Genomic DNA, 21628 nt, shown 5'->3' with positions numbered 1-21628 from the left:
GTGCTCGCGCTCGAACACCTGAGCTACCGCTACTCCGGTGCGGCGCAAGCCGCGCTCGACGATGTGTCGTTGACGGCCCGGCGCGGCAGCGTGCTCGGGCTGCTGGGGCCCAACGGTGCGGGCAAGACCACCTTGATCTCGCATGTGTCCGGCGCGCTCGCCGTGCAGGGCGGGCGTGTACTTGTGGATGGCGAGCCATTGCAGGCCGTGCGTGCGCGCACGCCCACGCGCATGGCCGTGGCGCCGCAGGACCACGCCTTCTATCCGATGCTCACGGTGACGGAGAACCTCGCATGCTTCGCGGGTGCGGCTCGGCTCGACGGTGCGCGCAGGAAGGAGCGCATTGCGGCTTGCATCCACTTCGCACAGCTCGAATCCTTTGCGACGGTGCGTGCCGAGCGCCTGTCGGGCGGACTGAAGCGGCGGCTCAACCTGGCGATCGCCTTGCTGGCGGAGCCCGAGTTGCTGCTGTTCGACGAGCCGACCGTCGGCGTCGACCCGCAGTCGCGCGCCTTCGTGCTGGACGCCATCAAGACACTGGCCGCCAACGGCGCGGCAGTGATCTATGCCACCCACTACATGGAAGAAGTGGAAGCCATCGCCGATCGCGTGGCGATCCTCGACAACGGCCGCGTGCTGCGCGACGACACGCTGGAAGCCCTGCTGTCGGAGGGCGAGCGCGTGCTGACGGTGCGTGCCGAGGGCGTCGATGCCGCGATGCTCGCGCGCTTCGGCGAGGTGGAGCAGGGACCGGACCACTGGCGCGTGCGCCTGGCCGCCGATGCGAGCCCGGCCCAGGTGCTGGCCGCGCTCGATGCATCGGGAGTGATCGTGCGGCAAGCCGAGTTCGGTCGCTACAACCTCGAGCAGTTGTTCATGGCGCTCACCCATCGCTCCCTGCGTGATGCCTGAGGTCGCATGACGATGCTGCTCGCGCTCATCAAGAAGGAACTGATCGCCCTTGGGCGTGACGTGCATGGGCTGGCCGCCTTGTTCCTGATGCCGGTGATCTTCATCGTCGTGATGTCGCTCGCGCTCAAGGACTACTACAACCCGAAGCTAGCGGCCTTGCACTATGCAGTCGACCAACGCGACACCGGCATGCCCGCGCAGTCGATCCTCGCCGACTGGAAGCGCACGCATGGCATGCCGCAGCCCTTGCCGGCCGACTGGCAGGCGCAGTTGACGAACGGACAACTCAAGTACGTGATCGTGCTGCAGCCGGGCTTGTCGGACGCACTGCATGCGGATGCATTGCCGACTGCGGCGCACATGAGACTGCTGGCAGAACCGGGCATCGACGGCAACCTGTTCAATGCCCTGCGCGCCGAACTGGTCGGCGTGGCCGGCGAGGTCAAAGGCCGGCTGGAGGCCACCGTGTCCGGCGGCCCGCCGCCGCCGCCCGGCGCATCGATGGCTACGTTGCTGCAGGCCGAGCGTTTCGCCCCGAGCGGCCCGCGCCCGACCGCGGTGCAGCAGAGCGTGCCGGCCTGGTTGGTGTTCGGCATGTTCTTCGTGGTGGCGTCGATGTCGAGCCTGTTCATCCAGGAGCGCGCGTCGGGCACGCTGGGGCGGTTGCGCAGCCTGGGTGTGCCGACCGGCATGCTGCTGGTCTCCAAGGCCTTGCCCTATCTTGGCGTGAACGCCCTGCAGGCCGCGCTGATGCTGGCCGTGGGCATATGGCTCATGCCCGCGCTGGGCGGCGATGCGCTGTCGCTGGCGGGCGTCCATTGGGGCGCGCTGGTGGTGGCGCTGGCGGCCATCGGCCTTGCCGCTGTGAGCCTGTCGCTGGCGCTGGCCTGCGCGGTGCGCACGCATGCCCAGGCCGCGACGGTCGGCCCGGTCGCCAACGTGCTGATGGCGGCGATCGGCGGGATCATGGTGCCCAAGTTCGTGATGCCCGCGGCGATGCAACATGTCGCCGAATGGTCCCCGATGAACTGGGGCCTGGAAGCGTTGCTGACGGTGCTGCTGCGTGGCGGCGGCCTGGCGGCGATGGTGCAGGACCTGGTGCGACTGCTGGTTTTTTCCGCGGCCATGCTGGCATTGGCCGCCCTGTTGTTTCGAAGACGTGTCGCATGAACGAGAGCCTGTCGCTGCCTGACCTGATCGCCGAGCTGAAAGCGCTCGTGCTCGACGCCGTGGAAAAGTCCGCGCCCGAAGGCGGCCTGTCCGACGACGAGCCCCTGTTCGGCCCCGACGCCCGGCTCGACCTCGACTCGCTCGACGCATTACAGGTGTCCATGGCGATCCAGCAGCGCTATGGCGTGCGCATGCCCGACAGCAAGGAGACGCGCCGCGCGCTGACTTCGATTGCGCACCTGGCAGGACATCTGAACGCGAGCCGGCGATGAGTGCGATGTCGAAGCCAAGCTGTGCCCATCGAGCGGTGCCGAGCGCCGGACGGAGGGGGGTCAGGCGATGACCGCCGCGGTCTATCTCGCGGGCACCGGCCTCGCCTGCGCGCTCGGCCTGGACCTGCCGCAGTCCCTGGCCGCGTTGCGGCGAGGCGGCGTCCCCGCGACGCCCACCACGGTCCCGGGCGGATTCACCTGGCCGCTGCATGCGCTGCCGCCGGCCGAGGGCGACTGGGTGCGGCAATTGCGCCGCACCGTGCGCCGGGTGGTCGCGCAATGCGGCCTGCCGTGCCACCTGGCGGCGCCGGAGATGCCGTTGTTCGTGGCCTCGTCCTCACTCGACGTGGGTTTCGAGGAGCAAGCCGGTTGCTTCGCCGGTGACGTGCAGGTCTTTGCAGACCTGGTGGCCGAGGCGATCGGCTGGCGCGGACCGGTGTTCACCGTGTCGACGGCGTGCACCTCGGCGGTCAATGCGGTGCTGGCAGCCGCCGACCTGATCCGCGACGGCGCCGTGCCGCATGCGCTGGTGTTGGGCATCGAGTTCAGCAACCGCCTCACGCTGGCCGGCTTCGGCGGCATGCAGTTGCTCTCGCCCGATCGCGCCTTGCCATTCGGCGCCGGGCGCGATGGACTGGTGCTTGGCGAAGCGGTGGCCGCGATGGTGTTGAGCAGCACGCCTTCGCGCTGGCGCGTGGCGGGTGGCGCCAACGTGGTGGCTGGCGACACGCCAACCGGCGCCGACGCCGGGGCCATCGTCGCGGTGACGCGTGCCGCGATGCAACGGGCGGGCGTGCGCGCCGAGGACATCGACCTCATCAAGCCGCAGGCCGCCGGAAGCCCGGCCAACGACGCCATCGAGGCCGCGGCACTGAAGACCGTGTTCGCCAGCCTGCCGCCGATGGTTGCACTCAAGCCGCTGATCGGCCACACGCTCGGCGCGGCCGGCGCGGCGGAACTGGTGCTGCTGCTCGGCTGCATCGAGGCCGGTGCGTGGCCCGCCGGGGACTACCCGCTCGATCCGACCCTGGACGTGACGCTTGCCGCGCAGGCACCGACGCGATTGCGGCACATCCTGTTCAGCGCCATTGGATTCGGCGGAGGGCATGCGGCGCTCGTGGTGGAGGACTGCCCGTCATGAAATCGGCACCGCATTTCGTCGACACCTCGGGGGCGCGGGGTGAATCCGCGGGGCCAGGCGTTGCGCCGGCAATGCGCGAAGCCGGTGAATCCGTTCCCGGTTGGCGCCTCGCCGCCCATGTCGTGGCCGACCCGCCGCCGACCGGTTGGCGCGATGCATTGGCCGCGCGGCTCGGTGCGCGCCCGCGTCGCATCGGCGTGTGGGCCGAGCTGGCGCTCTACGGCGCCTGGCAATGCCTGGACGCCGCCGGCGAGTCTGCCTTGCCGCCCGGCGCCCGGCTGCGGGTCGCCAGCCTGAGCGGCCCCCAGACCGCCACGCGCGACAGCATGACGCAACTGCGCACCGGCTTGCCGATGCCTTTCGATTTCATGCAGAGCCAGTCGGGATTGATGCTCGCCGCACTGGCCAAGGGGCTGGGCTGGCAGGGCGACGCCAGCTTCATGGTGTGCCGCGATGTGTCCTTGCTGATGCGCGTGGCTTCCAGTGGCGCGGGGCCGGATGGCTTGTTGCTGGGCTGGATCGAGCAGGACGGCGATGCGCTACGTGGCGAGTGGTGGCGCTGGCTACCGCAACCGACTTAACTGGCGCGAAGATAGCGCTTCGGCAGGCCCGCAACGAAGCGCCGCACCTCATCGGTCTTGCGCTCGAACAGCCACCAGAACACGCCGCCCACCGCCAGCAGCAGCGCCAGCCATCCGGTGAACTGCAGGAGGCCGAACACGTCGGGGCGCAGCCGCGTCGTGCCGTAGCCCAGGGCGCCGATCAGCGCGACCAACGGAAAGTGCGACAGGTACAGCGAGTACGAAAAGGTCGACATGCCGTGGCTCAGCTTCACGAACATCGAATTCATGTTTTTCGGCATCGGCAGGTTGGCCAGGGCCACGCACAGGACGCAGAAGCACAGGCCGATGATCGGGTCCGAGGGCCAGCCGAGGCGTTCCTGCAAGGTGTCCGACTTGCTGTAGCCCAGTGACGCGGCAAAGGCCACCAGGCCCACCACCATCACGATGCGGCGCACGGTGGGCGACAGCCGGCCACGGCTGAAGTAGACGACCAGGCCCATCAGCCAGATCGAGTAGGCGTCGCGGATGTCCTTCGGCAGCCAGTACAGGATCGCGATGGCCAGCGCGCCCGTCAGCACGCGCGGCACGATGGTGGCGGCCTCGCGCCGCACCGACCAGCCGATGGCGATCGAGCACAGCGGGAACAGCACGTAGTACCAGAACTCGTTAGCGAGGCTCCACAACGGCCCGTTGATGCCGAACACTGGCGTCAGGATGGTCTGCAGGAACAGGAGGTTGCCGAGCAGGGTGCGCCAGCTGCTCGAGTATTCGGTGGCATCCACGGGGCCCGAGTTCCAGATCGGCTTGTAGCCGCCGCTCAGCACCTCCGGCGCCATGCTGGCAAGCACCTGGCCGACCACGGCGGTGAGCAGCAGGGCGGGCAGTAACACCACCCACAGGCGCGACAACCGGGCCAGCGCATACCGGCCCCCGTTGAAATTCTCCCCGCTGCGCAGCACGGAGCCACCGACGAAGAAGCCACTCAGCACGAAGAACACCATCACCGACTGATGGCCGAGTCCGGTGGCGACATAGAAGGCCTGTTGCAGCAGGTTCCCGCGCCCGAGTTCGGCGTAGTCGACGATGGTTGCGGCCCGCAAATGGCCGGCGCAAACCGCAATCGCGGACAGTCCGCGAACGAAGTCCAGCCAGACGAATTTGTGTTCAGTGTTCAATGGGGAAAAGCACCGCGAAGGGTGTGCCTGTGTCGAGTTGACATTGTGCCGCCGCCTATCCGCAGCCCGGCGCCGCGTCCCGTGACGTACTGCACCAATCGCCACCCAAAGCCTTCACCAGGAACACCGAAGTGACCAGCCGTTGCCCCAGGACCTGGGCCGCTTGCCGTTCGGTGTTGAGCACGGCCTGCTGTGCGGTGATGACGTCGAGGTAGGTCGAGGCGCCGCCCTCGTAGCGTGTGGTGGACATCTCGAGCACGCGCCGCGACGCGGCCACGGCCGACAGCGCCTGCCGGCCCGCGTTGTCAAGCGCGGCGAGGCCGCTGATGCCGTCCTCGACTTCCTGCATCGCGGTCAGCACGACGCGCCGGTAGTTGGCCACCGTGGCCTCGTAGCCACCCTGCGCGAAATTCACGTTGGCCTTCAGTCGGCCGCCGTCGAACAGCGGCTGCGTGGCCGAGACACCCACTGACCACAGCAGGCTGGGCGCGTCGAACAGCGTCTCGATCATGCGGCTGTCGACGCCGACCGTCGGCGCCAGCGTGACGCTCGGATAGAAGGCTGCGGTGGCGATGCCGATCTGCGCATTGGCCGCCGCCATCGCGCGCTCCGCCGAGGCCACGTCGGGCCGGCGTTGCAGCACTTCCGAGGGCAGGCCCAGCGGAATCGCCGGCGGCGTCACGGGCCGGAGGTCGGGCGCCACGGAGAAGGCCGGCGCCGGCGTGCCGGTGAGCGTGGCCAGCGCATGCTCGTACTGCGCGCGCTGCTTCTTCAGCAGGTCGACCTGGGTCAGCGTGTTCTCCAGCAACGCCTGCTGCTGCGCGACGTCCAGTCCCGACACGGCGCCCAGTTCATGCCGTGCCGTCACAAACTCGAGCGCGCGGCGCTGCAGTGCGATGCTGCGGGTCACCACGTCGAGTTCGATGTCGGTGGAGCGCAGGTTGAAATAGTTGGTGGCCAGGTCCGCGGAGAGCAGGAGGCGCGCATTGGCCAGGTCCGCGGCCGACTGTTCGGCGGCGGCGGTGGAGCCTTCGACCAGCCGCCGCACACGGCCCGCAAAGTCGATCTCGTAGCTGGCCGTGAGGGACAGCGCGAAGTCGTTCTGCACCGTCTCGAAATTGGGCGAGTTGTAGTTCGTCAGCGGCCGGTTCCCGGAGATCTTGAAGCGCTGCGTGCGTGCGCCAATGCCGACCTGTGGATAGCGCGCGGCACTGCTGGCGTCCAGCGTCGCTCGCGCCTGCGTCAGCCGGGCGACGGCGATGGCCACCGTCGGGTTGTCGGCCAGCGCCTTCTGCTGCAGGGCGTCGAGCTGCGGGTCCTTGTAGCGCTCCCACCAGCGGCCCTTGTCCATCGCGTCGCCGGGCTCGGCCTGGCGCCATGGATGCTCGACCTGCCAGGTCACCGGCAGGTCTGGCGTGGTGGGCGGGCGGTAGTCGGGGCCGACGGCGCAGCCGGCGAGCATCGCGGCCACGCCGAATGAGACGGCAGCGCGGCGCAAGGCCTTCACGGGCTTTCCTTGGCCAGCGCCACGACGTCGCCTTCGGCCAGCGAGTCGGACGGGTTGAGCACGATGCGATCGGTCGGCGCGAGGCCGTCGATCAGTTCCACGGTCTCCCCGTAGTTCCGGCCCAGGGTCACCGTGCGCAGGCGCACCGTGTTGTTGGCATCGACAAGCGCGACGCGTGTGCCCTCGGCGCGGAACAGCAAGGCGTTCGCCGGCACGGTGAGCGACTGGCTCGGCGCGAGCGGCAGCGACACCTGCACATAGGCGCCCGGCAGCAGGATGCCTTCGCGATTGGGCAGCGAGACCTCGACCTGCATCATGCGCGTGGCGGCATCGATGGCGCCCGACGAGCGTGCGACCTCGCCCTTGAAGGTCTGGCCGCGCAGTTCGGCCTGCGTCACGACCACCGGTTGCCCGGCCTTGATGAGCTGGGCGTAGGCTTGCGGGACGTTGATGTAGACGCGCAGCGGATCGGTCTGCGAGAGCAGGAACAGCGGCCGGCCGCCGTTGCCTGCGCCGGCGTCGATCAGGTCGCCGACGTCGACATTACGCCGCGTGATGACCCCGGCGAACGGGGCCAGCACGCGCTTGAAGCCCTCGGTCTGCTTCAGGCGCTGCACGTTGGCATCGGCCGCGGCCAGGTTGGCCACCGCGGAGGCGACCGCGGCGCGGCGCTCGTCGAGGTCCTGTTGCGAGACCACGTCCTTCTGGCGCAGCGCTTCCCAGCGTGTGACGGTGCTCTTCGCTAGCGACAGGCCGGCGGCGGCCTGCTCGCGCGCGGCGACGGCTTGCGAGAGTTGCTGGTCGACTTCCGGCGTCTCGATCTCGGCCAGCAGCTCGCCTTGCTGCACACGCGCACCGATGTCCTTGGTCCAGCGCTTGAGGTAGCCGCTGGCGCGCGCATTGATCGGCGACTGCACGAAGCCCTGCAGGGTGCCGGGCAGCGCCAGCGTCTGGCCCGCGGTGGGCTTGGTCGGCAGGGCGGTCTTGACGTATTGCGTGGCGCGCTCGGCGGTGCCGGCCTGCAGTTCCTTCGCATTGGACATGCGCACGAGCACCGTGCGCGTGGCGCCGATGCCCAGCAGCACCAGCACGATGAGCACCAGCCAGCGCGTACGCCGCACGATCTGGCGGCGCCGCAGCAGTTCGTGGTGGTCGTCGGTTTCGCCGCCGTGGATGGACAGGCCGGCGTGGCGTTCCTCGCTCATGACCGGGCCCCTGTCTGGTCGCTGTGGAAAGGCGTGGGCTTCATGACGTCAGTTCTCCTGGGGCGCCACGTTGGCGGGCGGCATCGGATGGGTTTGTTCGCGGGCCGCCTTGCGATGCGCAAGCCGGCTGTGCACGCCGGCGAATACCGCCGGCACGAAGAAGAGGGTGGAGACGGTCGCGAACAGCAGGCCGCCGATCACGGCGCGCCCCAGCGGGGCATTCTGCTCCGCGCCTTCGCCGAGGCCCAGCGCCATCGGGATCATGCCGATGATCATGGCCAGCGCCGTCATCAGCACCGGCCGGATGCGCGTCGCGCCGGCTTCCAGCGCAGCCGACAGCGGCGGCACGGCGGCCGCGAGCCGCTCGCGCGCAAAGGCCACCAGCAGGATCGAGTTGGCCGTGGCCACGCCCATGGTCATGATCGCGCCAGTCAGTGCCGGCACGCTCAGCGTGGTGCCGGTGATGAACAGCATCCATGCAATGCCGGCCAGCGCCGCCGGCAGCGCGGTGATGATGATGGCCGCGTCGATCCAGGACTGGAAGGTCACCACGATCAGCAGGTACACCAGCACGATCGCCATCGCCAGGCCCACGCCCAGGCCGATGAAGGAATCCTGCATCGTCTGCACCTGTCCGCGGATCGTGACCTGGTTGCCGCGCGAGAGCTTCGGCCGCATCTCGTCCACCAGCTTCTTCACCTGTCCGGCCACGTTGGCCAGGTCGGTGCCCTGCACGCTGACGTACACGTCGATGACCGGCTGGATGTTGTAGCGCGACACCACCGTGGGCATGCGCGCCGCGCGTGCGTCGACCAGGTTGCCGAGCAGTTGCGGCTGCTGGCCCGCTTGCCCGGCACCGCCGACGGGAATGTTCAGCAGCGCGTCCAGCGAATCGATGTTGTACTGCGGCGCCTGCACCGCGACGTTGTAGACCACGCCGTTTGCCGGGTTGAGCCAGAAGGCCGGCGCCGTCTGCGAACTGCCCGACAGCGCGATCAGCACGTTCTGCCCGACGTTGGATGCCGTCAGGCCGTACTGCTGCAATCGCGTGCGGTCCATTTGCAGGGCGAGGCTGGGCGCGTCCAGGCGCTGGTGCACGTGCGCATCGACCGCGCCGGGGATCATGCGGATCTGCTTGACAAGCTCGGCCGCGCGGGCGCTGTTGCCGGCCTGGTCGTTGCCGCTGAACTGCACGTCGATGGCGGCGGGCAGGCCGAAGTTCAGGATCTGCGTGACGATGTCGGCCGGCTGGAAGAAGAACTCGGTGCCGGGGAAGCGCTTGGGCAGTTCGGCGCGCAGCAGGGTCACGAATTTCTCGGTCGGCTCGTGGCCCTCCTTCAGCGACATCAGGATCTCGCCATCCAGCGTGCCGATCGTGCCGGCGTTGCTGTACGACAGGTTGATGCCGCTGTTGGGCACGCCGAGGTTGTCGAGGATGGTCTCCAACTGGTCCTTCGGGATCAGTTCGCGGATCGCCTGCTCGACCGCGTCGGCCAGGCGCGCGGTTTCCTCGATGCGCGTGCCGGTGGGCGCGCGGATGTGCAGGCGGATCTGGCCGCCGTCCACGCTCGGGAAGAAGTCGCGACCCAGCACGCCGAACAGCCCGCAGGAGAGCACGCAGAAGCCGAGGAACAGCGCGATGAACGGGCCGCGCCGGGACAGCACGGTCGACAGCACCAGCGTGTAGGCGCGCCGCACGCGCTCGAACTGCCTGTCGAAGCTGCGGTACATGCGCTGCAGCAGGCTGGGCTTCGCAGCGTTGGCGTTGGCCTCATGCACGCCACCCATCAGCAGCATCACCAGCGTCGGCACCAGCGTGCGCGACAGGATGTAGGAGGCGAGCATCGCGAATACCACGGCTTCCGCCAGCGGCACGAACAGGAAGCGCGCCACGCCGGTCAGGAAGAACATCGGCACGAACACGATGCAGATGCACAGTGTCGACACGAAGGCCGCCGCACCGATCTCGCCCGCGCCGGTCTCGATCGCCTCCTTCAGCGGCGTGCCCATGTGCAGGTGCCGCTCGATGTTCTCGATGGTGACGATCGCCTGGTCGACCAATATGCCCACCGAGAGCGCGAGCCCGCCCAGCGTCATGAGGTTGAGCGTCTCGCCGAGCGCGTAAAGCACCAGGATCGAGGCCAGGATCGACAGCGGAATCGTCAGCGCGATGATCAGCGTGCTGCGCCAGTTGCCGAGGAACAGCAGCACCATCGCGGCGGTCAGTGCCGCCGCCAGCGCGGCCTCGGCCACCACGCCTTGCACGGCCGCCTTGACGAAGAGCGACTGGTCGAACAGCGGCGTGATCTTGATGTCCTGCGGCATGCTCTGCGCCGCCGCCGGCAGCAGTGCGCGCAGGTTGGCGACGATGTCCAGCGTGGAGGCGCCGCCGTTTTTCAACACCGACAGCAGCACGCCGCGCACGCCGTCCTGCCGCACGATGTTGGTCTGTGGCGAGAAGCCGTCTCGCACCTGGGCCACGTCGCGCAGGTAGGTGGTGGCGCCATTGACGGTGCGCACCGGCAGGTCGTTGAGCCCGACGATCTCGTCGGGCGAGCCGTTCATGCGCACGTTGTATTCGGTGCCGCCCAGCTTCACGGTGCCCGAGGGCAGGATCAGGTTCTGCGTGTTGACCGCATTCACCACGTCGGCCGGTGACAGCCCTCGCGCCTGGAGCGCCTTGGTGTCGAGGTCGACCGAGATCACCCGGTTCTTGCCGCCGTACGGGAAGGGCACGGCTGCGCCGGGAATGGTGATGAGCTGTGGCCGCAACTGGTTGATGGCCGCGTCGAAGAGGGAGTTCTCGGCACGCGTCGGGCTGGACAGCGCCAGCTGGATCACCGGAATGCTGGAGGCCGAGTACTTGATGACGAGCGGCGGCGTGATGCCGGGCGGCAGCTGGCGCACTTGGGTCTGCATCGATGCCACCACCTGGGCGATCGCGGTCTCGATGTTGGCGGTCGGCTGGAAGAAGACCTTGATGACCGAGATGCCCGCCAACGACTGCGACTCGATGTGCTCGATGTCGCTCACCGTGGTGGTCAGCCCGCGCTCGCTCTGGCCGGAAATGCGCTGGCCCATTTCCTGCGCCGGCAGGCCGCCGTAGTTCCAGATGATGCTGATCACCGGAATGTTGATTTCCGGAAAGATGTCCGTGGCCATGCGCAGCAGCACGAAGGGCGTGGCCAGCACGATCAGCATCGCCATCACGATGAAGGTGTAGGGGCGGCGCAGGGCGAGTTGGACCATGGAAACCAATTGTTACGTCATTCGATGACGGGCGCCATCATACGGACGGCATGCAGCACTCTTTGTGCCCGCCGTCAGCTTTACGTTCCCGAAATAAATCCACCCCGAATGAGTCGCGGGTCACGCGATTGCGTGATCAGCTTCAGCCGCCCGGTGGCGGCGGGTCGCTCCAGAGCGTGCCGCCGGTGGCCCAGTCGTGCTTGGCGATGTCGTAGAAGAGGATGTCGACCGAGCCGGGCGACCCGCCGAGCGTGCGGACGGTGGCTTCGGTCAGGGCCGCGGCAAGGGCGCGCTTCTGCTCGACGGTGCGGCCTTCGAAGAGTTCGACGCGGATGGTGGGCATGTTTTTTCTCCTGTGGATGTGTGGGTGTGAGTGTCCGATCAATCGCGATACCCCGGGTCGCTGCGGTCCAGCCGACGCAGCAGAGCCGGCCATTCGACATCGCCGTCCCACTCGCTGCCGTCCCCCACCCATTCGGCGTAGGTGCGCGCGGCCAACGTGTCGCTGACGACATGGACCGCGCAGCCCGTCGCTGCCATCGCGCGCAACTGCGCCTTGGCGGCGCGCTCCAGCAGGTGCATCAGCATCCAGGCCTCGGCGACGGTGCGCCCCACGAGCAGCGTGCCGTGGTTCTCCAGGATCAGGCCGTCGAGCGCGCCGAGGTCGGCGACCAGCCGCTTCTGCTCGTCCGCGCCGAGCGCCAAGCCTTCGTAGGCGTGGCGGCCGAGCCGGTTGTACAGGCGCATCGCGTACTGGGAGGTCGGCTGCAGTCCGCCAGGCAGCATCGACAGGGCCACGCCCCAGGGCGTGTGCAGGTGGATCACGCATTCGACCTCGGGCCGCGCCGCATGCACCGCGCCGTGGATTGCGAAGCCGCTCGGATTGACGCGCGCGCCCGAGCCGTCGACCACCTCGCCGCGCACGTTGACCTTGACCAGGCTCGATGCGGTGATCTCGTCGAAGGTGGCGCCGAAGGGGTTCAGCAGGTAGTGGCCGGGCTCGCCGGGCACGCTGGCGGAGAGGTGCGTGTAGACGGTGTCGTCCCAGCCGTTCTGCGCGGCCATGCGGTAGGCGGCGGCGAGGTCGGTTCGGACTTGCTGCTCGGTGCGGGCCGGGCGTTGGCGGCTGTCGGGGTTCATGCGAGGCAGGCGGTCACATGGCGAAGGGAGCGCCACTTTAGCGCCGCGCCGCGGCACGCGCGCGCCGAGCGCATTCGGGTCGATTCCCGTACGATTTCCCCCGCTCAAAACCACAACGGAGACATGCATGCCTGACACCTATGTTCTTGTCCACGGCGCCTGGCACACCGGCGCCGAGATCGAAGCCGTCGCCGAAGTCATGCGCGAGGCCGGCCACACCGTGCTGTGTCCGACCGTCGCCGGCAACCGGCCCGGCGACGACCGCGCGACCACCGGCCTGGCGCAGGCGATCGATTCGATCGTCGCCTTCATCGAGGAGAAGAACCTGAGTAACGTCCGGCTCGCCGGCCACAGCTACGGCGGCATGGTGATCTCCGGCGTGGCCGACCGCATCGCGGCGCGGCTGAAGCGGCTGGTCTACATCAACGCCTTCGTGCCGCTCGACGGCGAGTCGCTCAACGACATGGTGCCGCCGCACTACGTCGCGATGTTCGACGCCATCGCCGGCGCCGGCAACAACGCGGTCAACCTGCCCTTCGAGATCTGGCGCGACGCCTTCATCAACGACGCCGACATGGTGACCGCGCAGGCCGCCTATGCGAAGCTGAACCCGCATCCCTACGCCACCTTCACCGACAAGATCAAGCTGAGCCAACCGCTGGCCGCGCTGGCGCTCGGCAAGTCCTACGTCAATTGCCAGCAGGACATCGCGCTGCCGCACAGCATGCCGTGGCATCCGCGGCTGTCCGAGCGGCTGGGACTGTTCAGGCTGGTGGAATGCCCGGGCAGCCACGAGATGTTCTTCTCGAATCCGAAGCGGCTGGCGCAGGCGATCCTGGAGGCGGGGCGGGATTAGGGGCTGGCGGGCAAGTCCAGTTGCAGCCGGACTCGCCGGTGCGGCCCCTGGGCACCCTGAGAATTGGCAAGCCCTGCTCGTTGCCGGGCTTGCCAGTATTCCTTACAATTAGATAAAAAGTAAGGATAACATCAATGACTGAGTCCACCATTACCGCCAAGGGTCAGACAACCGTCCCTGCCGACGTCCGGGCGCTCGTCCATGCCACGGCTGGAACGCGCCTGGTCTGGTCGGTGATGCCCGATGGCACCATCATTGTCCGGGCCAAGACCAAGTCCATTCTCGACATGGCCGGCATGCTGAAGGCCCCGAAGGGCAAGCGTGTCAGCATCGAAGACATGAACCCCTGGCGCTGATGCCGGCACTCGACACCAATGTCCTGATCCGATACCTCGTGCAGGACGACGAGGCGCAACTGGCGGCGGCGAGGAAGCTCATTCGCAAGTGCGTCAGGGAAGGGCGGACACTCTTCGTGCCGGTGACGGTCGCGCTCGAATTGGAGTGGGTGTTGCGTTCCAGCTTCGAGTACGCGAAAGATGAAGTGATGGAGGCCTTGTCGAGCCTGTTCTCGGCCGCGGAGCTGACCTTCGAGTCCGAGCGCGCGCTGGAGGCAGCCTTGCAGTTGTACCGCGGTGGCTCCGCCGACTTTGCGGACTGCCTGCACATTGCGCTGGCAGCACAGGCGGGAGAACTGCCGCTGTGGACCTTCGACAAGCGTGCAGCCAAGGTCAACGGGGCGCAGCAGCCAGGTTCATAAGCTACGCGCGTCCGGAATCACCCCTCAGATCCAGCCGTAGCCTGGTCACATTCGGATCGCCCGGATCGCGCTGCGCCTTGAACCCCAACTTGCGCGCCAGCGCCAGCATGCCGCGGTTGTCGTAGAGGGTGATGTCGGCCAGTCGCTTGACGCCGGCTTGCTCTGCTGCGGCAATGAGGCGGCGCATGAGTTTCTCGGCCAGGCCGCGGTGCTGCCAGGCGTCGGCGATCACGATGGCGAACTCGGCGGTGTCGAAGGTCTCGGGCGTGTCGCCGCGCACGTAGCGCGCGACGCCGACTTCATGCACCTTGCCGTCGGCTTCTTGCGCCAGCGCGATCAGCGCGAGTTCGTGTTCATAGTCGACGTCGGTCATGCGGCGCAACTCGGGCTCTTCCGGGATGCGCGGCGACAGCAGCCGCGCGAAGCCGGTGGCCGGCGACAAGTGGTGGACGAAGTCGGTGTGCAGCGCCAGGTCGTTGGCGCGGATCGGCCGGATGCGGCACTGCGTGCCGTCGGCCAATTGGAAGTCTTCCGAGAGGTGACCAGGATAGTCCATGCTGCCTCCATGCCAGAAACACCGAGGGACCGGATTCGCCGTGCCGCAGTCGGAGGACCCGGCGAGAGGTGGGCGGCCTATTTGAAGCGAGGCCGCCCGGGGCATTCAGGTCAGCCGATGACCTCGGGCCAGTCGGTATGGAACCACTGGCCTTCAGGCTTGTCAGTGCGTTCGTAGGTATGCGCACCGAAGAAGTCCCGCTGCGCCTGCAACAGGTTGGCCGACAGCCGCGCCGAGCGGTAGCTGTCGTAGTAGCCCAGCGATGCGCTGAAGGCCGGCACCGGAATGCCGTTGGTGACAGCCAGCGCCACCACCTCGCGCCAGTTCTGCTGCGTGCGGTTCAGCAGGTCCTTGAAGAAGGGCGCGAGCATCAGGTTGGCCAGTTGCGGGTCGCTGCGCCAGGCCTCGGTGATGCGGTTCAGGAAGCGCGCGCGGATGATGCAGCCGCCACGCCAGATCGACGCGATGCCGCCGTAGTCCAGCCCCCAGTTCTTCTTCTCTCCCATGGTCTTGATGAGGTCGAAGCCCTGCGTGTAGCTGATGACCTTGGAAGCGTAGAGCGCGTCGTGCACCTTGGCGACGAGTTCCGCCTTGACCTTGTCGAGCGCCGGCTTCGGGCCTTGCAGTTGCGTGCTGGCCGCCACGCGCTGCTTCTTCTGCGACGACAGCACGCGCGCCTCTACGGCGGCGTTGATGGTGCTGATGACGACCGCGTTCTCCGCCGCATTGAGCAGCGTCCACTGGCCCGTGCCCTTCTGGCCCGCCTTGTCCAGGATCAGCTCGACCAGGGGCTTGCCGGTTTCCGCGTCGATCTGCTCCAGCGCCTTGCCGGTGATCTGGATCAGGTAGCTTTGCAGCTCGCCTTCGTTCCACTCGTTGAAGATTGCGGCCATCTCCGCGTTCGTGAAGCCGGCCGCCTTGAACAGGCTGTAAGCCTCGCAGATCAACTGCATGTCGCCGTACTCGATGCCGTTGTGGATCATCTTCACGTAGTGGCCCGCGCCGCCGGGGCCGATGTGGATCACGCAGGGCTGGCCGTCCACCTTGGCCGCGATGCTCTCGAAGATCGGCTTCATCACTTCCCAGGTGGAGGCGGGGCCGCCCGGCATGATGGCCGGGCCCTTGCGCGCACCTTCCTCGCCGCCGGACACGCCCGCGCCGATGAAGCGCAGGCCCTTGCTGGTCATGTACGCGTCGCGGCGCTCGGTATCGGTGTAGAGGCTGTTGCCGCCGTCGATGACGATGTCGTCCTGTTCCAGCAACGGAATGAGTTGCTCGATCACCTGGTCGACCGGCGCGCCGGCCTTGACCATGATCTGGATCTTGCGCGGCCGGGCCAGGCTCTGCACGAAGGACTCGAGCGTGTCGCAGCCGACCAGCTTCTTGCCCGGATGCTTCGCCACGAACTCATCGGTGATGGTGGCGGTGCGGTTGTAGACGCTGACCTGGAAGCCGCGGCTTTCCACGTTCAACACAAGGTTCTGGCCCATCACGGCCAGGCCGATCAGGCCGAAGTCGCTCTTCTTGTCAGTGCTGCTGCTCATGTTGTCCCTAGTGAGTTGGGCAGGTGCCCGTTGGTTTGCGTAGAGCCGAGCATTTTGCCGGGCCTTGCGCCGCCGTGCCTCACCGGGGTCGAGCGCGCGCCGCCGTTCGATCCGGCAGCGGCCCGCCTTCGCCTTATTGCGGCTGCAGGTTGATCGCCTTGGCGATCGCGCGATAGCGGGCGGTTTCCGCCTCGAAGAACTTCGCGGCTTGCGCGACCGAAACAGGTGCCGAAACCGTCTGCATCTGCACTGCCATCTGCGAACGGACGGACTCGTCCTTCAGCGTGGTCTGGATGGCCGCATGCAGGCGGTCGACGACGGCGTCCGGCGTGGCCTTGGGCACGAAGAAGCCGCTCCAGATCGTGTATTCCAGCTTGGGGAGCTCCTTGCCTTCCGAGGCCGTGGGCACGTTCTTCAGGAAAGGCGAACGCGTGGCGCCGAGCTGGCCGATGATCTTGAGACGGCCCTGTCCAGCCAGTGCGCCCATGGCCGAGCTGTAGACCAGCACCGCGAAATCCACTTGCCCGCCGCCCAGGTCCTGCAGCAGGGGCGCATTGCCCTTGTACGGCACATGGCTCAGCTTGACGCCGGTGCGCTGTTGCACGTCCTCGAGGATGAAGTGATAGAGCGAGCCGATGCCCACGCTGCCGTAATTGAGCGGCTTGTCGGCCGACTTGCGCGCCAGCGCGATCAGTTCGTCGACGCTGTTGGCTGGCAGGTCCTTGCGCGCGACGAACACCATCGTGGCGTCGGTCATGGGGTGCACCAGCCGGAATTCCTCGGCCTTGAGCTTGATGGCCGCATTGGCCAGCGACGCGAGGATCACCTCGTTGGGGCTGCCCTGGAAGATGTAGCGCCCGTCGGCCGGCGCAGACAGCACCTTCTGCGCCGCGATCGAGCCGCTGGCCCCGCCCAGGTTCTCCACGATGACCTGCTCCTTGAGCGCGTTGCCGAGCGGCACGCTCACGATGCGGGCCGCGGAATCCGACGGTCCGCCCGCCGGATACGGCACCATCAGGTTGACGGGTTTGCCGGTGCCTTGCGCGTTCACGGCGCCCACGGCCAGCAGCAGCCCTGCCAGCAGCGCACCGAGTTTCTTGAGATGGGTCATGTATTGCCTCCTGAGTGAGTTTTAGTTGGATTGCCATGCTGATGCCAATGCAAAGTTTTCGATGCATTCCACGATGACGTTCGCGAGGATATGAGTGAAAAACCGCATGGGCCAGCGGATAAACGCGATGCCGGTCAGGCGCGGCTCAGCTTGGCGCGGGGCGGGAGGGCAGAGCCGTTATGTCGCCGTCGTTTCGATGTTCCGGCGGCGCAACCATTCCAGCACTTCGAAGCCGGCCATCCCCAGCCCCATCGCCAGCACGAAGACCAGCGCCTTGGGCTCGCCCAGGCCCAGCGCCACCAGGCCGGGACCGGGGCAGAAACCGGCAATGCCCCAGCCCACGCCGAAGACCAGGCTGCCGACGACCAGCCGTCGGTCGATGTGCCCGGCGGCGGGTAGCTTCATGTCGGCGCCCAGCACGGACCGGCCGCGCCGCCGCGCCGCCAGGAAGCCGAGCGAAGCAACCGCGATCGCGCCACCCATCACCAGCAGCAGCGACGGATCCCAGCGTCCGAACAGGTCGAGGAAGCCCAGCACCTTCGCCGGATTGGCCATGCCAGACACCAGCAGTCCGATGCCCAACACCAGGCCCGCGATGAACGAAGCCAATGCCTGCATGTTCAGCCCCAAAGGTGCCGCAGTACGAACACGGTGACAAAGCCGGCCGCCGTGAAAGCCAGCGTCGCGACCATCGAGCGCGGCGACAGGCGCGACACGCCACACACGCCGTGCCCGCTGGTGCAGCCCGACCCATAGCGCGTGCCGATGCCCACGAGCACGCCCGCCACGGCCACGCCGACGAAGCCCATGTCGACCTGCACCGGCGTCGCTGCGCCGAAGAACGTGAAGACGAGCGGCGCGACGACCAGCCCGAGCAGGAAGGCCAGCCGCCAGCCGATCTCGCCGCGCGCGGGACGGAACAGCCCGCCCATGATCCCGCTGATCCCGGCGATGCGGCCATTGAACAAGGCGAACATGCCGGCGGCCAGCCCGATCAATGCGCCCCCGGCCAGGGCATGCCACGGCGTGAACGCGGCCCAATCGATGGCAATGCGGAGGTATGACATCGCGTCAGCCTTGTACCGCCGAGGCGGACGGCGCCGGCCTCAGCCCCAGCGCCTCGTACACCCGCATCGCCGCCCAGGCATCGTTTGCCGCATAGCGGAGCTGCCCTTCGCTCAGGTGGCGGGTGGACCAGTTCGAGGTGCTCTGCTTGCGCGACTTGGTGAAGCGCTGACTGAACACCAGCGCCACCGCGGTCTTCACGCCGACCGAGTTCTTGTAGCCGCGCCGCCGGAACACCGTGTCCAGGTCGATCACCGCCTGCGGCTCCACGCCGAGCTTCGCGCGGATCTGCGTGCGGTCACTGGAGAGGCCGAAGCCGACCTTGGTCAGCGCGCTCGATGCCAGCAGGCTCGCGGCGGCGGCGCGGCAATCGGGATCGTGCAACTGGAACACCCAGGCATGGTCGAGCGTGGCCAGTTGCAAGGTGTGCGGACCGGTCGACGCCTCGTTCTTCTGGAAGGTGGGCTTGGATTCGGTGTCGAAGCCGACCACGTCGAAGCGGCCCAGCGCGGCAAGTGCGCGGGCCGCGTGTTCCGCGGTGGCGACCAGTTCGATGTCGGGCATGTCGAGCGCGGGGAACTCTTCGAGCAGCGCAATTTCCTCGCGGGTGGGCAGCGGGGGCGGCGGTGCGAGGCTCATCGGACGGCGGCCTTGCGAGGCATCTTGGCGGCCGTCGTGGTCTTCGTGCGCTTTGGGGCCTTTTTTGTGGTCTTTGTGGTCGCGATCTTCGCAGCCTTGGTGGTCGTCGCCGCTTTCGGCTTCCGGGCGCTCCTGGCCTTGGGCACATGGCCCGACCGCAACGCTGCCTCCCAGGCGAGGCGGCCCCAGGCCGCCGCTTCCTCGCGGTCCTCGAACACGTCGGCCGGCGCCTGCCGGTAGGACGTCTGCATCATCTTGCCGGCCCGGAGGTATTCGAAGTGCGGCAGGTGCAGCCTGTCGAAGTGCGCGACGTTGTCGGCATCGGACTTGAGGTAGAGCGTGTCGGCGATCACCAGGCCGATCATCCGGCCCTCGTGAAAGACACCGTGGCCGCCAAACATGCGCCGCGCCTCGATGCGGCCGAAGCGCTCGAAGACTTCATGCAGGCTGGAAACAAACTCGCTCATGCACGGATCCTTGCTGCGGTGAATGGGCGCGTCATCGCTCGCCCGGAACGCAATGGTAGGCAACCCGCGGCACGCCGGTGCCGGGGTGCCGGTCGATCGCGCCGGGCGTCAAGCCGCAATGCGCGTAGAAATGCTGTGCCTTGACGTTGTCCAGGGCCACGTGCAGCTTCCAACCTTCCGGCATGCGGCGGCTGGCTTCGTCGAGCAACATGCGCCCGAGCCCTTGGCCTTGCACGTGCCGATCCACATACAACTGCGCGACATAGCGGTGTGCCGTGTGCAGCACCATGAATCCCAGCACCTGCTTCTCGCGTTCGACCAGCAGAAGTTCGCTCGGTGGTTCGAATTCCGCCTTGACGCGCCCGAGCCAGTGGCCGATCGGCTCCACCACCATCGCATCGTGGCGCGCCGCGGACCACGCGCGGCGCCAGATGCCGGCCACGGCGACGGCTTCCTCGTGCGTGAAGCGGCTGTCGCGGATCTGGCAGGTGGGCGCCGGTGTCATGTCATGCCGGCGTGTGCAGTGCCCGCGCATGATGCGCCAGGTGGTCGGCCATGAAGCTCTGGATGAAGTAGTAGCCATGGTCGTAGCCTTCATGCCGGCGCAGCATGAGCGGCTGGCCGATGGCGGCGCAGGCCCCTTCCAGCAAGTGCGGATGCAACTGCTCCGGCAGGAATTTGTCGGCCAGGCCCTGGTCGATGAGGATGCCGCCGGGGTAGGGTGCGACGGGCTGGTGCTGCATCAGCACGGTCGCGTCATGCTCGATCCAACGCGTGCTGTCGGCGCCCAGGTAGCCGGTGAATGCCTTCTCGCCCCAAGGGCATTGGGTGGGTGCGCAGATGGGGGCGAAGGCCGACAGCGACTTGAACAGGCCCGGATGCCGCAAGGCCAGCGTCAGCGCGCCATGGCCTCCCATCGAGTGGCCGAAGATGCCGAGCCGCTGCATGTCGAGCGGCAGGTGGGCGCCGAGCAGCGACAGCAACTCCTTGATGAGCCAGCTCTCGATCCGCCAGTGCTTCGCCCAGGGGGCTTCGGTGGCGTCGAGATAAAAGCCGGCGCCCACGCCGAAGTCCCAGCTGTCGGCCTCGCCCGGCACGTTGGCGCCGCGCGGGCTGGTGTCGGGCGCGATCAGCGCGATGCCGAGGTCGGCCGCCATGCGCTGGGCGCCCGCCTTGACCATGAAGGTTTCCTCGTTACAGGTCAGGCCCGCCAGGTACAGGAGCGCCGGCACCTTGCCGATCGCGGCCTGCGGCGGGAGGTAGATCGAAAAGCGCATCGGCAGGCCGATCTCACGCGATTCGTGTTCCAGGAAACGCTGCATGCCGCCGAAGCAGCGGTGTTCGGAGATGAGCTTGAAGGGAGAGGTCATGTGTGAAGGGCGGCGAGTTCCAGGACGGCATCGGCGAAGACGCGCGGTGCTTCCTGCGGCATGTTGTGGCCGACGCCCGGCACGATGTGGTGCGAGCGCGGGCCGGTGAAGCGGGCGGCATGCACCGAGGCATCCGACGGATCGCGCACACCGTCGTCGGCGCCGTCGAAGGTGATGGTCGGCACGGTGATGGCGGGTTGCGCGGCAAGCCGGCGTTCGATCTCGGCATAGGCCGGATCGCCCGGCGCCAGGCCGAAGCGATGACGGTAGGACTGGATCACCACGTCGACGAAATCCGGGTTGTCGAAGGCCGCGGCGCTGCGCTCGAAGGTGGCGTTGTCGAAGTGCCAGGTCGGCGACCAGAGCTTCCACAGCAGCCTGGTGATGCCGCGCCGGTCCTTGGCCAGGCCGGCCCGGCCGCGTTCGCAATGGAAGTAGTACTGGTACCAGAGGCGGTGCTCGTTCACCGCCGTGTCCGGTTCCATGCCGCGCGCGATGTCCTGGATGTTGTAGTTGTTGTACGAGACCAGTCCCGTGCAGCGCTCCGGCCACAGCGCCGCGACCACGCAGGCCGCGCGGCCGCCCCAGTCGTAGCCGGCCAACACGGCGCGAGGGATCTGCAGCGCATCCATCAACGCGAGCAGGTCGGCGCCGAGCGCGGCCTGCTCGCCGGAGCGCGGCGTCGCGGTATCGAGGAAGCGCGTGCCGCCATAGCCGCGCAAGTACGGCACGATGACCCTGCAATTGGCCGCCGCCAGCATCGGCGCCACATCGATGTACGCGTGGATGTCGTACGGAAAGCCGTGCATGAGGAACACCGGCCTGCCGTCGGCTGGGCCGGCCTCCACGTAGGCGATGTCGAGCACGCCGGCCTCGATGTGCTTCAACGGTCCCAGTGTTTCCATCCAACGATCCTCGCAGGGCGCGAG

The 21628-nt window shown here is 67.7% G+C and carries 24 protein-coding genes; 8 read left to right on the top strand and 16 right to left on the bottom strand.

Annotated elements, in window-relative coordinates; translation table 11 throughout:
• From WKW79_RS05190 to WKW79_RS05170, 5 genes are all read left to right on the top strand, one after another.
• Positions 1–912, top strand: coding sequence for an ABC transporter ATP-binding protein (locus WKW79_RS05190; RefSeq protein WP_340334047.1), 912 nt, complete (start codon positions 1–3; stop codon positions 910–912).
• Positions 913–918: 6 nt separating this feature from the next.
• The gene (locus tag WKW79_RS05185) at positions 919–2082 is read left to right on the top strand and encodes an ABC transporter permease (protein ID WP_340334046.1); all 1164 of its coding nucleotides are present in this window, start codon (positions 919–921) and stop codon (positions 2080–2082) included.
• Positions 2079–2354, top strand: a complete 276-nt coding sequence (locus tag WKW79_RS05180; protein ID WP_340334045.1) for a phosphopantetheine-binding protein — start codon at positions 2079–2081, stop codon at positions 2352–2354. Before WKW79_RS05185 ends, WKW79_RS05180 begins: the two co-directional genes overlap by 4 nt.
• A 67-nt stretch (positions 2355–2421) precedes the next feature.
• Positions 2422–3495, top strand: a complete 1074-nt coding sequence (locus tag WKW79_RS05175; RefSeq protein WP_340334044.1) for a beta-ketoacyl synthase N-terminal-like domain-containing protein — start codon at positions 2422–2424, stop codon at positions 3493–3495.
• Positions 3492–4076: a hypothetical protein gene (locus WKW79_RS05170; RefSeq protein ID WP_340334043.1), complete on the top strand. Its 585-nt coding sequence runs from the start codon at positions 3492–3494 to the stop codon at positions 4074–4076. Before WKW79_RS05175 ends, WKW79_RS05170 begins: the two co-directional genes overlap by 4 nt.
• On the opposite strand, the gene WKW79_RS05165 is transcribed toward WKW79_RS05170, so the two are convergent.
• The 6 genes from WKW79_RS05165 to WKW79_RS05140 form a co-directional block, all read right to left on the bottom strand.
• Entirely contained in the window at positions 4073–5233 is a 1161-nt protein-coding gene (locus WKW79_RS05165; protein WP_340334042.1) for an acyltransferase family protein, read from the bottom strand. The genes WKW79_RS05170 and WKW79_RS05165 overlap by 4 nt on opposite strands.
• 55 nt (positions 5234–5288) lie before the next feature.
• A complete protein-coding gene (locus WKW79_RS05160) occupies positions 5289–6695 on the bottom strand; it encodes an efflux transporter outer membrane subunit (protein WP_340334616.1) in 1407 nt (468 codons plus the stop codon).
• Positions 6696–6736: 41 nt separating this feature from the next.
• Entirely contained in the window at positions 6737–7945 is a 1209-nt protein-coding gene (locus WKW79_RS05155; RefSeq protein ID WP_340334041.1) for an efflux RND transporter periplasmic adaptor subunit, read from the bottom strand.
• Between the two features lie 48 nt (positions 7946–7993).
• On the bottom strand, positions 7994–11194 hold the full coding sequence (locus tag WKW79_RS05150) for an efflux RND transporter permease subunit (protein WP_340334040.1): 3201 nt from the start codon (positions 11192–11194) through the stop codon (positions 7994–7996).
• Positions 11195–11336: 142 nt separating this feature from the next.
• On the bottom strand, positions 11337–11630 hold the full coding sequence (locus WKW79_RS05145; RefSeq protein WP_340334039.1) for a 4-oxalocrotonate tautomerase: 294 nt from the start codon (positions 11628–11630) through the stop codon (positions 11337–11339).
• Positions 11576–12334, bottom strand: coding sequence for a class II aldolase/adducin family protein (locus WKW79_RS05140; RefSeq protein WP_340334038.1), 759 nt, complete (start codon positions 12332–12334; stop codon positions 11576–11578). Before WKW79_RS05140 ends, WKW79_RS05145 begins: the two co-directional genes overlap by 55 nt.
• A gap of 127 nt (positions 12335–12461) precedes the next feature.
• On the opposite strand from WKW79_RS05140, the gene WKW79_RS05135 reads away from it, so the two are divergent.
• The 3 genes from WKW79_RS05135 (at position 12462) to WKW79_RS05125 (ending at position 13947) form a co-directional block, all read left to right on the top strand.
• Positions 12462–13190 carry an alpha/beta fold hydrolase gene (locus WKW79_RS05135; RefSeq protein WP_340334037.1) on the top strand — a complete coding sequence of 243 codons (729 nt, stop codon included), beginning with the start codon at positions 12462–12464 and terminating at the stop codon, positions 13188–13190.
• A 134-nt stretch (positions 13191–13324) separates the two neighbouring features.
• Positions 13325–13546 carry an AbrB/MazE/SpoVT family DNA-binding domain-containing protein gene (locus WKW79_RS05130; RefSeq protein WP_340334036.1) on the top strand — a complete coding sequence of 74 codons (222 nt, stop codon included), beginning with the start codon at positions 13325–13327 and terminating at the stop codon, positions 13544–13546.
• Positions 13546–13947 carry a PIN domain-containing protein gene (locus WKW79_RS05125; RefSeq protein ID WP_340334035.1) on the top strand — a complete coding sequence of 134 codons (402 nt, stop codon included), beginning with the start codon at positions 13546–13548 and terminating at the stop codon, positions 13945–13947. The genes WKW79_RS05130 and WKW79_RS05125 overlap by 1 nt, the downstream gene beginning before the upstream one ends.
• 1 nt (position 13948) lies before the next feature.
• Here the strand turns inward: WKW79_RS05125 and WKW79_RS05120 are convergent, their stop codons facing one another.
• From WKW79_RS05120 to WKW79_RS05075, 10 genes are all read right to left on the bottom strand, one after another.
• Positions 13949–14503 carry a GNAT family N-acetyltransferase gene (locus WKW79_RS05120; RefSeq protein ID WP_340334034.1) on the bottom strand — a complete coding sequence of 185 codons (555 nt, stop codon included), beginning with the start codon at positions 14501–14503 and terminating at the stop codon, positions 13949–13951.
• A gap of 110 nt (positions 14504–14613) precedes the next feature.
• On the bottom strand, positions 14614–16047 hold the full coding sequence (gnd, locus tag WKW79_RS05115) for a decarboxylating NADP(+)-dependent phosphogluconate dehydrogenase (RefSeq protein WP_340334033.1): 1434 nt from the start codon (positions 16045–16047) through the stop codon (positions 14614–14616).
• Positions 16048–16180: 133 nt separating this feature from the next.
• Complete coding sequence (locus WKW79_RS05110) at positions 16181–17158, bottom strand: tripartite tricarboxylate transporter substrate binding protein (RefSeq protein ID WP_340334032.1); 978 nt, start codon at positions 17156–17158, stop codon at positions 16181–16183.
• A 177-nt stretch (positions 17159–17335) separates the two neighbouring features.
• Complete coding sequence (locus WKW79_RS05105) at positions 17336–17776, bottom strand: DUF6691 family protein (protein ID WP_340334031.1); 441 nt, start codon at positions 17774–17776, stop codon at positions 17336–17338.
• Between the two features lie 2 nt (positions 17777–17778).
• Positions 17779–18210 (bottom strand): YeeE/YedE family protein, encoded by a 432-nt coding sequence (locus tag WKW79_RS05100; RefSeq protein ID WP_340334615.1) that lies wholly within the window; start codon positions 18208–18210, stop codon positions 17779–17781.
• A gap of 19 nt (positions 18211–18229) precedes the next feature.
• Entirely contained in the window at positions 18230–18862 is a 633-nt protein-coding gene (locus WKW79_RS05095; protein ID WP_340334030.1) for a 3'-5' exonuclease, read from the bottom strand.
• A complete protein-coding gene (locus tag WKW79_RS05090) occupies positions 18859–19329 on the bottom strand; it encodes a TfoX/Sxy family protein (protein ID WP_340334029.1) in 471 nt (156 codons plus the stop codon). The genes WKW79_RS05095 and WKW79_RS05090 overlap by 4 nt, the downstream gene beginning before the upstream one ends.
• Before the next feature lie 31 nt (positions 19330–19360).
• Positions 19361–19834, bottom strand: a complete 474-nt coding sequence (locus WKW79_RS05085; protein WP_340334028.1) for a GNAT family N-acetyltransferase — start codon at positions 19832–19834, stop codon at positions 19361–19363.
• 1 nt (position 19835) lies between these two features.
• Complete coding sequence (gene fghA / locus WKW79_RS05080) at positions 19836–20699, bottom strand: S-formylglutathione hydrolase (protein ID WP_340334027.1); 864 nt, start codon at positions 20697–20699, stop codon at positions 19836–19838.
• On the bottom strand, positions 20696–21604 hold the full coding sequence (locus WKW79_RS05075) for an alpha/beta fold hydrolase (RefSeq protein WP_340334026.1): 909 nt from the start codon (positions 21602–21604) through the stop codon (positions 20696–20698). Before WKW79_RS05075 ends, fghA begins: the two co-directional genes overlap by 4 nt.
• Positions 21605–21628 lie beyond the last annotated feature (24 nt).

Origin of the sequence: Variovorax robiniae, from assembly GCF_037889955.1 — a bacterium.
In the GTDB taxonomy this organism is placed as follows: domain Bacteria; phylum Pseudomonadota; class Gammaproteobacteria; order Burkholderiales; family Burkholderiaceae_C; genus Variovorax; species Variovorax robiniae.
Note: the sequence above shows the minus strand (reverse complement) of the source record. Positions and strands in the feature narration are given on the sequence as shown.